This window comes from Sivoneniella epilithica UHCC 1019 (assembly GCF_040830845.1).
Taxonomy (GTDB): Bacteria; Cyanobacteriota; Cyanobacteriia; order Leptolyngbyales; family Leptolyngbyaceae; genus ULC077BIN1.
Map to the genome: position 1 here is coordinate 180859 of NZ_JBFPDP010000004.1, position 10181 is coordinate 191039.

12 protein-coding genes and 1 tRNA gene are annotated in these 10181 nt (G+C 48.2%); 6 read left to right on the plus strand and 7 right to left on the minus strand.

Annotated elements, in window-relative coordinates:
- Window positions 1-10 precede the first annotated feature (10 nt).
- From AB3R30_RS04480 to AB3R30_RS04495, 4 genes are read left to right on the plus strand one after another with little or no spacing between them, the layout of a single operon-like run.
- Complete coding sequence (locus tag AB3R30_RS04480) at window positions 11-259, plus strand: DUF6888 family protein (protein WP_458647942.1); 249 nt, start codon at window positions 11-13, stop codon at window positions 257-259.
- The gene (locus tag AB3R30_RS04485; protein ID WP_458647943.1) at window positions 256-495 is read left to right on the plus strand and encodes a DUF6887 family protein; all 240 of its coding nucleotides are present in this window, start codon (window positions 256-258) and stop codon (window positions 493-495) included. The genes AB3R30_RS04480 and AB3R30_RS04485 overlap by 4 nt, the downstream gene beginning before the upstream one ends.
- 52 nt (window positions 496-547) lie before the next feature.
- Window positions 548-859, plus strand: coding sequence for a type II toxin-antitoxin system HicB family antitoxin (locus tag AB3R30_RS04490; RefSeq protein WP_458647944.1), 312 nt, complete (start codon window positions 548-550; stop codon window positions 857-859).
- On the plus strand, window positions 856-1113 hold the full coding sequence (locus tag AB3R30_RS04495) for a type II toxin-antitoxin system VapC family toxin (RefSeq protein WP_458647945.1): 258 nt from the start codon (window positions 856-858) through the stop codon (window positions 1111-1113). Before AB3R30_RS04490 ends, AB3R30_RS04495 begins: the two co-directional genes overlap by 4 nt.
- Window positions 1114-1306: 193 nt before the next feature.
- Here AB3R30_RS04495 and AB3R30_RS04500 read toward each other — a convergent pair whose 3' ends face one another.
- On the minus strand, window positions 1307-1477 hold the full coding sequence (locus AB3R30_RS04500) for a hypothetical protein (RefSeq protein ID WP_458647946.1): 171 nt from the start codon (window positions 1475-1477) through the stop codon (window positions 1307-1309).
- A 199-nt stretch (window positions 1478-1676) separates the two neighbouring features.
- On the opposite strand from AB3R30_RS04500, the gene AB3R30_RS04505 reads away from it, so the two are divergent.
- Together AB3R30_RS04505 and AB3R30_RS04510 are read left to right on the plus strand one after the other, a co-directional pair.
- A complete protein-coding gene (locus tag AB3R30_RS04505) occupies window positions 1677-1952 on the plus strand; it encodes a BrnT family toxin (protein WP_458647947.1) in 276 nt (91 codons plus the stop codon).
- Window positions 1915-2205: a BrnA antitoxin family protein gene (locus AB3R30_RS04510; RefSeq protein ID WP_458647948.1), complete on the plus strand. Its 291-nt coding sequence runs from the start codon at window positions 1915-1917 to the stop codon at window positions 2203-2205. The genes AB3R30_RS04505 and AB3R30_RS04510 overlap by 38 nt, the downstream gene beginning before the upstream one ends.
- Window positions 2206-2321: 116 nt before the next feature.
- On the opposite strand, the gene AB3R30_RS04515 is transcribed toward AB3R30_RS04510, so the two are convergent.
- The 6 genes from AB3R30_RS04515 to AB3R30_RS04540 all read right to left on the minus strand — a co-directional run.
- Complete coding sequence (locus AB3R30_RS04515) at window positions 2322-3038, minus strand: esterase/lipase family protein (protein WP_458647949.1); 717 nt, start codon at window positions 3036-3038, stop codon at window positions 2322-2324.
- Between the two features lie 133 nt (window positions 3039-3171).
- A tRNA-Glu gene (locus AB3R30_RS04520) sits at window positions 3172-3244 on the minus strand.
- A 123-nt stretch (window positions 3245-3367) separates the two neighbouring features.
- Window positions 3368-3649, minus strand: coding sequence for an Npun_R1517 family heterocyst differentiation transcriptional regulator (locus tag AB3R30_RS04525; protein ID WP_458647950.1), 282 nt, complete (start codon window positions 3647-3649; stop codon window positions 3368-3370).
- A 1030-nt stretch (window positions 3650-4679) separates the two neighbouring features.
- The gene (locus tag AB3R30_RS04530) at window positions 4680-5552 is read right to left on the minus strand and encodes an aldose epimerase family protein (RefSeq protein WP_458647951.1); all 873 of its coding nucleotides are present in this window, start codon (window positions 5550-5552) and stop codon (window positions 4680-4682) included.
- A gap of 77 nt (window positions 5553-5629) precedes the next feature.
- The gene (locus AB3R30_RS04535) at window positions 5630-7912 is read right to left on the minus strand and encodes a CapA family protein (protein ID WP_458647952.1); all 2283 of its coding nucleotides are present in this window, start codon (window positions 7910-7912) and stop codon (window positions 5630-5632) included.
- 348 nt (window positions 7913-8260) lie between these two features.
- Window positions 8261-10181, minus strand: a 1921-nt coding sequence (locus tag AB3R30_RS04540; protein ID WP_458647953.1) for a ShlB/FhaC/HecB family hemolysin secretion/activation protein, incomplete at its 5' end; no start/stop codon positions are given.

The window sequence follows — 10181 nt, forward strand, 5'->3', positions numbered from 1 at the left end:
TTATGCGGTGATGCAGACGACTTTACACAATCTAAACGGTGGTATCTTTCTTAATGGCTGTGTCAAAATTGAGGAATCAATCATTTCACCTACAGATCAACAAGCTCAAGCCTGTCTCCGTGTCTGTCAAATGCTCTCAAACACCTATCGAGACATTCATCTGTTCCGGTTTGATCCTGCAACTGGAGATGTTTATATCCTCGCAGGTGAAGATTTAGAAGTTATTGTTCCACCTAGTGGAGTTTGGAGGTTTCCATGACAACGCCAAATTATCAAGAAATGAGCCGCCCAGAACTAAAAGCTTACATTTTGGAACATCGGGATGACCTTGAAGCAATGCGAACATACTTTTATGACCCAACTGTTCAATGGCAGGTAATGCCTCCAATGTTTGATGAAGCGGGTCAACCGATTGAAGCAAACATTCGTTTTGCAGAGGAAGCGCTGCGTCAGCGAATTGACGCGGAAGATCGGAAGAAGCGGCAAGGAGATTAAAAAAAACTGGGAAAGGCTACGCATTAATTTGATTAATTAGGCGATGTTAATTATGCAGTATCAGGTTTTTCTTCAAAGTTACGCACAGCAACGGTTTGTTGCCTCCGTTGTGGGCATCCCAAATTTATCAGTTGAAGGCACCACTGAAGCAGACGCGATCGCAAAGATCAAAACGGCTCTAGAGTTCCAGCTGGCAACGGGTAAGTTTGTAACCATTGAAGTCGATGCGGCAGCAGATTCAACCCATACCGCCTCTCCGATGTCCTGTGCCGGAATTTTTGCTGATGATCCAACCTTTGAGGATTGGATGGAAAAACTGACTGTGATTCGCCAAGAGGCGAACGCCTCAGAAGATGCCGAATGACACCCTATATTTTTGATACCGATCACCTCAGCCTCTATGGACGCAATCACCCAGCAGTTGTGTCCAGAATGGAGGACACCAAAGTGCAACTGATCACAACCGCGATCAATGCTGAAGAACAACTTCGGGGTCGCTTAGCTCAAATTACTGAAGCCGGAAACGACACGAAACGGGGAGTTACCTACCGCTGGCTCACAGAAACGATCGCATTCTTATCAGCGTTTGAAATACTCCAGTATGATGCTCAGGCATAGGAAATCTACCAAAGCTTAAAAGCACAACGAATTCGCATTGGTACACAGGATTTACGGATTGCATCCATCGTCCTATCTCAAAATGGGATTCTTTTGACTCGAAATCTGAAGGACTTTGAGAGAATTCCGGGTCTTTCCATTCAAGATTGGTCAACTTCGAGAGAAACAGTCTGATGCAAATCTCCACAGCATCTCAGTAGAAGCGATCGCCCTCTGCTTTGCGTTGGCGAAGCCTCTCCGTGGGAGAATCGCCCACCGTTTGAGCAACAGCAGGACGTAGAGAATTGGGAGCGGTAATTAGGGGAATCCCAGCAGTCAGCAGGAGCGCCACAGCCGCGAAGCGGAGAGTCTGAATCGGTTGCATGGGGAATTTTTGCAAAAGCATTGACTGCAAATCTATCATCCTCTCACCCCCAAATTATGCAGCATTTTACGAAGATCTCCGACTTCTACGGCACAGCGCAGGCAACTTCAGGCAAGGGCAAGAAGTCGGAGATCTCGATGCTATACAGTCAACTTCAGGTGAAGATCTCGATACGGTACATTGCAGATATAGTAAGGCTATGCGATTCATCTGGGATGAAAACAAACGTCAATCGAACCTGGCAAAACATGGTTTTGACTTTGCCGATGCTGAAATTGTCTTTACAGGTGGAACGTTTACCTATGAGGACGATCGCTTTGCTTATGGAGAGCAGCGTTTTATTACACTGGGTCTATTAGATCAAATTTTGGTGGCGATCGCCCATACCGAAGCTAATGATGAAATTCGTGTCATTTCAATGCGAAGAGGGACTAAACGTGAACAACTCATCTTCTTCCAAAACCTCTCAGACTGATTGGGAGCGGATTCATGCCATGTCGGATGAAGACATTGATTTATCAGACATTCCCGAAGTCACTGAAACTCAAATGGCGCAGGCAGTTTTGCGAGTTGGCGGAGTTCCAGTGGATCGAAATCAGCAATCAGTGGTTGTGCTGGATACATTTGTGATTGAATATTTCAAACGTCAAGCAGGCAATCAGGACTATCAAACTCTGATTAATGCCGCTTTGTCTGACTATATTCGACATAATTCACTTCCTAATTAATCAGCATGAAACACTGCAAGATTGTGAACTTCAGCTTTGCGTTGGCGAAGCCTCTCCATGGGAGAATCGCTTACCGTTTGGGCAACACCGGGGATTAAGGACAAATGACTTTGCACTCATTTCTTCAAATAGTCCACCCACTGTTCTAATAACCCTGACGAGCCATACCAGGGTTGCCCAGATTTGGGCGAATGGGTTGCGCCTTCAATGGTCAGGTTAATGGCACCATCAAGATGAGCAGCGGCGATCGGGGTAATGCCATCGCCCCAGCAGTTGCCCTGACCGCAGGTGAGTTGATAGCTGCTGTAGGCGAGCCAACTTCCGGGTTGGCGTTTGCCATAGATTGCCTTGCCTGCCACACAGACATAGCGTAAATCGGGGTAAAAGGCTCCTGGATAAGTTTGATTGACAAAATCCAGATTTTTTCGCGTCCAGCGCTCCAGACTGGTGTGGGGTGTCCCCAAGGTGAGCAAGGTTTCAATGTGCGATCGCCGATTCCAAACACAGTCTTCTGCATCATTGGGATGGATGCAATACGGTTTTTCGCCTAAATAGATGCGCGCTAACCAACCGCCTGCCGAATGCCCAATCAAATTGATTTTGGCAGCACCACTTTCTTGAAGAAGCAGTGTGACGGCTTGGTCAATTTGGCGCAGAACCGGAGACACCGATCGTCCGCCTAACGTTGTCACCCAATCTTGCCAGCGCAATGGCACTGTAACAGTTGGAATGCCTTGGTCAACCAGCGCTTTTTGGAGGTGGCGATAGTCTGCTGCCCCAGCTAAATAACCTGGCAGAATTAGGGTTGGATGTGCCATTGGCGGAAGCGTCATCAAAGTTTTCGGAAGAATAGCCGAGGCACTGCATCTCTCAGCAAACCTGTTTTTAAGCAAACAGGTAGTCTGAAGAATTCAGCAATAAAGGCGAAGAGTAATCTACTCCTCGCCTTCATTATTTGAGTTTACATACCCCCAGGGGAATTCGAATCCCCGTCGCCTCCGTGAAAGGGAGGTGTCCTAGGCCTCTAGACGATGGGGGCGCATCAGCTAGACCTTATCCAAGGTAGCGAACATTGGAACCTCTGTCAATAGAAATAATTAATAACTTTAGTGCAGCGTACAATTTCTGAATTAAGCGTGGGTGGTTGCAGTGAACTGACTTGCTAGCCCCCATCACTAGAGTTGCGTAGGCGAATTAGTTGGCGACGCATGTGAGGCGAAGCTAATAACTCGCAGATTTCTTGAGCCGCTACCTCAATTTGAGTCGGTTCCATGTACTCGTCAGAGCCGTAGGAAAAAGCATCTAGTAGAAGCTCTAGAAGCTGATCACGATTGACAAATGCGCCTTTCTCTTCGACCAGCCTGAACTTGAGGTGAATCTCACATTCGTATACGCCTAATTCAGAAGATGAAGTTGATGAACGGTTTAAAGAATCAGATCTCATGGGAAAAGCAACCTATTACGTGATGTGGAAAACCTGATAGAGCAACGGATAAATTAGGTTAGGACACAAAGATCCTTTAGAAATAAGGAATAATGAATGGCTATTGTCTTGACCTTTTCTCGTACTGCTGTAAAGCTCAAAACTGAACATTTTTGGAAATTTAACTTAAGAAACAAAACATAAACCTAAAGCTGATGTACAAAGATTTTTGCCTAGGCTACTTAATACCTCTCTATCACAATACAAACCTAGCATTCCCATCTATCTCTCCAGGATCGGCTAAATAGCTGAATTTTTAAACGAATAAAATGCATCTTTAACTAATCTTTTAATAACTGAAGAAAGCCTTATAAAGTACTGATCTCGATTGATACATAGGCTTTTTGGTTGCTCACTGAGCAGGTCATCATTATTGTTTTAACAACACTATTTACATAAAGTTATTACAAAAAAGATAAAGTTTGGATGAAGTGTTTAATTCGATTGAATCTACCTTAGTTTAAACAAAGAAATTAAGCGCCCTAAAGGAAATAAAGCGCTTTGCACTAAGATTTTTAGAGAATAAGTGTGCTTCTTGAAATTTATCTAGAGCCACGAAAGCTATGAAAATAAGGCTGGAAAGTCACCCGTTATTAATGATTTTTTCTGTTTTTTATAAAGTAACTGGTGATTTGCCTATCACTTTATCCGTGAAACTACTGCGATCGCAGTAATTATATGCGGCTAAGAAAATCAGTTTTAAGAAGTTTGAAAGAAGCGATTATCTTCTTAAATTCTGATTGCTGTAGTTAATGACACTGAACCTCTACGGATACCAAAAAAATGAATCTTTATTATCTCAATACATAACCGAATGTGAAGTATTTTTGAGATAGGAATTGCCTTGATCGCGCTATTTCGTCAACGTTGCTTTCTAATCAACACGATATTTCTGAGCTAGATTTTTGATAGGGCTTGAACCACGCCCCACTCTCATCGGGGAAAACATCGTGGAAGACATCGTGGAACTAGCCCCATCTATAGTCAGAAGTTAATTTAAAGACTCGGCTTTCACTATAAATTCGGCTTCTAGGGTGGCTCCGGGGGCAAGATGGATTAAGCGATCGCCCGTATTTAGCGCGTTTCTGCCTGCCGTCCAGGGTTCCAAGCAGTAAAAATCTTTGCCGTGAACCGTCCAAAACACCAGCGTAGAAAAGTCTGGGCTGAAGCTAAAGGTAAGTTTGAGCGCCTTATTTGGATCAGTGACAACAGCTACATGGCTCGACAGTTCGGTAAACGCCACATCAATTTCATCGAGTTCAAAGTCAAAGGTTCCGGTGTAAGCCTGAGACACTTTGGCACGCTGATCATAGAATTCGCTGGCAGGAATCTGAATTTGCAGCGCGGTCTTATCAGAGACAGCAAAGTAGGGATGAAAGCCCACAGAAAAGGGCATTGGCTCACTGGAATGATTCGTGAAGCGCTGGTTTAGGGTAAGGGTGTCGCCCTTCAAGGTGTAGGTAAAAGCAAGCTCAAATTCAAAGGGATAGACAGCGCGGGTCTGGTCATTGCTGTTTAATCCAAGGGTGAGGCTGGCTCCGTTGGTCGTTGTTTGGTTGATCACGCTCCAAGGCAGTTCACGAGCAAAGCCATGCTGCTTAATGCTGTAAGTTCTGCCGTTGTGGGTGTAAGTGTTATCCACCACGTTGCCACATAGCGGAAACAGAATTGGATTGCCACCTCGCACGGTTAGCGTTGGATCGGTGAAGCGTTCTTTATCTAAATAAAAAAGCTCTTGACCGTTTACTTGCCAACTCGTGACGATGCCGCCCCGTTCTGGCACGATTTCCAGGGTTGCCCCAGTTGCCTCATCGGTGAGGATATAGGTGAGATATTGGCGTTGCTCTGTTGAGATCGCGCTCATGCTTAGCTCCTTGCTCTAAAACCCCCTTACTTTAACCTGTTCGGATTAATGAGCCGTTAACAGCTATCCCATATCGGCTACCACATCATCGGCGCTTTCAAGGCGACATCTTGCGTCGCAAAATCTTTTTCAGCGTTCTCTGGCTGCGCGGCTTGCATCGCTGGCACTGGTTTTTCTACAGGTTTCACTCCAGATTTAGGGTGAATCTTAAAACTAACGGTGTTGGGCTGCGCCGCCGGTAACGCCGTAGAATCGACGGCATCCGCTGGAGTAGGCTGAGTGACCTGGGGAGTTTGCTGATTGTCCTGCTGATTTCCTTTAATCGGAGTTTGGCTAGGAGAATTGGTAAACGAATTGCTGGGGTTGGCAAAAGGAGGCAGTTGGGGTGCGTTGGGAGAAACTACTGGAGCTTCGGTTTGGGCGGCTGGTGGCTGGGTGACATCATTGGGGTTGCTTGTGGGTGTGGGCGTTGGAGGAGCGAGTTCTCCGTAACCGGGCAAAATATCGGTATTTGCCGGGTCAATGGGCGTGGGGGTATACGTGGCTTCGGGGCTAGGCTGAACTGCTGGGCTATTCAGCGCTTCTGGAGTCGATATTTGGGGTATAGTCGTCCCCGCATCAACGGCTGGAGCATCCGCAGGCGGCGGGATTAAATTGTCGGGAGAAAGCGGCGCGGGTGTGGGTGCGGGTGCAGGTTCGCGATTGAGGGGAGGCAGAGAGGGAGACGCGGGCAGGGTGGCAGGGGCAGGAGCCAAAGCTTCTGGCGCAGCGGGGACTGGAGTTTGTGGCGCACGGGCATCCAGGATTACAGGCGACTGCATGGGTTGCTGAAAATTGGCAGAGCGCTGTGTCAGGTTTCCGAGAATTGCTGTGGCGCGATCGCCCTGGGCAATTTTTGGCTGATAGCCCGTCACTTCCACGGGCAAAAATTCCACTTTCATCTGCTTGTCTTTCAGGGACACTTGCAGTACTGCTGTATCATAATCCGTTCGGGAGTTGCCCCCAAAGATAAAATTGCCGAGAGAGTAAGCGATCGGGCGACCTTTATAAATCTCTGCGCCTTGCAGCACATGGGGATGATGCCCCACAATCACATCAGCACCTTGATCAACCGTGAAATGCCCTAGCTTTATCTGCCAATCGGCGGGAACTTCTGCCAGTTCTTGCCCCCAGTGGAAATTCACCACGACCCAATCCACCTGATCTCGAATCGCTTTAATATCTTCGGCGATCCGCTCTTCTTTAATTGAATTCACGCCGGCTTTGTTTGCTTCTGCGCCATATTCCTCTCCCCAGTAGGAAAGATAGGCAATCCGTTGTCCCTTCACATCAATAATTTTGGGGCGACGAGCTTCCGTCAAATCTTTGCCTGCTCCCATATATTGGATTCCGGCTGCATCTAACGTTGCCAGTGTTTCCTTTAAACCATCCGCTTCAAAATCCATAGTGTGGTTGTTTGCCAGGTTCACCAGGTCTACTCCGCCGGAAGTCAGCACTTTGACCGCATCAGGATTGGCTTTGAAGTTGAATTGCTTCCCCGGCATGGCAAGAGTTGCTCTGGTCAAGGGATTTTCTAGATTCACCATTGCCAAATCTGCTTGCTGATACTCTTTCATGGCAGCAAAGGGACGTTGATAATCCTGACCGATGACTTCTTCAAAGTGATCTGATAAGGTGACATCGCCCGAAAACATGAGTGTCACGGTGGGATCTTGGGGGGTGGCAACTTGATTGTGTTTGAACACAGGCACCGTTTCTAGCGCTGTCCGAACAGTATCCGAACGGGTCGGGAGATTTGGGTTACCCGATTGGGAAGATGCAGAGGCATCGGTTTGGGTGATGGGCGCTCGGCTGTAGCCTAAAAATCCACCGACCATAATGGCAGCAACGGCAGGTCCACCGACGAGTAAGGTGCGTGCAAGCCGGAGTCGGGTTTTACGTCGAGCGGTTTTGTGAATCCGCGATCGCACCTGTTGATTCTGCTGATGGGGCTGCATCCGCTGCCGATTCGCAGGTGTAACAATTCGTACCGATTGTTTCCAAAGAATTTGTTTGGGTTGATTTGCGAGACGCACTGCAATATTGGCACCCCAAATCACAGGAGAGTTTAACTGCCATAAATGATGACAAACAAATCGCATCAGTTGCTCTTCCCAGGTGCCGGAAGCGATTTCTTGATCTGGAATAAAAGGCAATTCAATCAGTAGCCGTAGATTGGCAGGATTTCCTGCACCCACTCGCGCCTTTAGTCCATAAGGACGCAGCGATTGATTAAGCCACTGCGCGATCGCCCGTAAATTTCCGCGCTGGGCGAGTTCCAACACATTCGGCGCATATCCCAACGTTGCAGACTGAACCATACCGCTTCATCCTCAAACAATGCCACACACGAATAAAATATCTCTTTCTCAAATCAGATTCTCAAATCAGAGAAATTGACAACTCATTAATACTCTATATCGACCAATTTCAACCAACTATATCCAGCAAATCACGCAAAACTTTTAACAAATCTACTGAAGGTAACGCAATGTGCGACTTTCTTAAAACCGCCTAAAAGAACCCTCACCCTAGCCCTCTCCCGCAGGAGAGGGAACCAGAAATCTCTTGAAAGTCCCTCTCCTGCGGGAGAGGGGTTTGGGGTGAGGGTTCTTAGTTGCACATCGCGTGAAGGTAGCAATTTTCTATCGCTTACCCCCTGCCCTGCCTCAAAACTGGTAGTTGACGCTGAAGTAAAAGCCAGAATCTTGGACATCGTTACCGCGATCGCGCAGGCGCAGAAACGGCACGGCATAATCCAGGCGGAGGTTCAAACCCGGATAGGGTTGCCACAGGAAGCCCAACCCAGCCCCCGCCAAAAAACGCTGATCGGCTTCGGGGTTAGGATTAGAGCTATTGTTCCAAACTTTGCCCAGATCCAGAAAAGGCGCAAATTGGGCGATCGCGCCCCCCGCTTCATCGCGCAAAAAGGTAATCCGATCTTCAACCGAGAGCCGGAAGCCGTTGTCTCCCGATCGAGCATTTTGCCGAAAGCCACGCACCGACTGCCCGCCGCCCATCACAAACTGTTGAGAAGGCAATAGAGAATCGGGCGTAAGCTGCAAATCGGCTTGAAAAATCACCAGATGATTAGTACCGAAGCGCTGGACTCGCTGCACCTGTCCCAACCAGCTAAAAAAACGCCCATCGGGAACCGGAGACTGATTAACAGTGGCGTTGAAGATATCTAAACCGATGCTAAATTGCGATCGCAACGCCCACGCCCCCAGAGGATCACGTTTGACATAATCTTGCCCCAACTTAAGCACTCGTGTGCGGCTGTTGCCCTCTTGATCAGGACCAATCCCAAAGGGAAATGGAATGTTATTAAACAGAAAAGTTTGCCCATTTTGGGAGGTAAACCCGATCGACAAGCCCAACTCTTGACGGGGATTGCGAATAATCGGATGCCGAAAGCTGACTTCATATAGTTGGGAACTCCCTTGAATATCCAACGCTTTGAACGCCGGATCAATAATTCGGTTCCAGTTAGGCGCAAACCGAAACTGCACCGTGCTGTTTTGAGGGGTGACGGGAACGCGATAAACCAGATCTAGCGTATCGGCACCCCCCGCTGTCGTGCGATAGTAGGTTAGCCCAATGTCGTCTCCATAACCCGTAATGTTGCGATAGCCAAGAGAACCGCCCAACCGCACCGAACCCACACTAGGCGGCGAGTAGTTATCCACGCCAATCAAACCGCTGAGGGATTTTGCCTCTGTTACACGCACCAGCAACACGCTCTGTCCTAGGTTGGTGCCGGGTCGCAAACTGGCTTCCACATTGGTAAATAATGGATCGGCTTTGAGCAAGCGCAGTTGATCTTCCAGGCGATCACGGTTCAAAGGAGATTGTGCGCCTAAGCCAATGCGACTGCGAATATAGGCAGACTTGACCCGCTGATTACCTTCCACCGTAATTGCTTCTACTGATCCTTCAACTACGCGAATTTGCACCCTGCCATCGGTTACAGCCTGCTCAACCAATACCGCCCTAGAGGTAATGTAGCCGCGATCGAGGTAAAGCTGCGTAATGCGATCGGCTGCTTGCTGCAACTCACTCAAGCTAACCGATCTCCCTTGCAACGGCTGAATAATTGGATTCCAATCCTTGGGCTTTAAAACCGTGCTGCCAACCACCTCAATCGTTTTCACTGGAATTTGCACCGTTGGCTGAGTCGGGGTGGGCTGAGTTGAGTCAGGCGGCGTAATCGGAGTCGTCGGAGCCGGAATGATCGGCTGAGTTTGAGGCGGGGGAAGCGGAGTGGGTGCAGGAAGCGGTTGGATCAAGCGATCGCGATTCGGATCGGGAGTCGTGCGGCTTGGGTCAGGCAATTGTGCCACGAGCGACGGTGCCAGATTGTGAGAGTCAAAAATTTGTTCTGCCACAGCAGTTTTTGGCAGCATCCCAACCGAAACAGCTTGAGCCAGACAAGCAACCGCGATCGCCCTAGCGCAGCCAAAATCAGTTGCCCTAGAAAAACGGGCATTGCTGAATCTGGGGATGAAATTGGTAGGGGCAATCCCTTGTGGTTGCCCTCGATCTGAGGCAGGGTAGGCACAAGACCTACCCCTACAGTTAAAAATCATA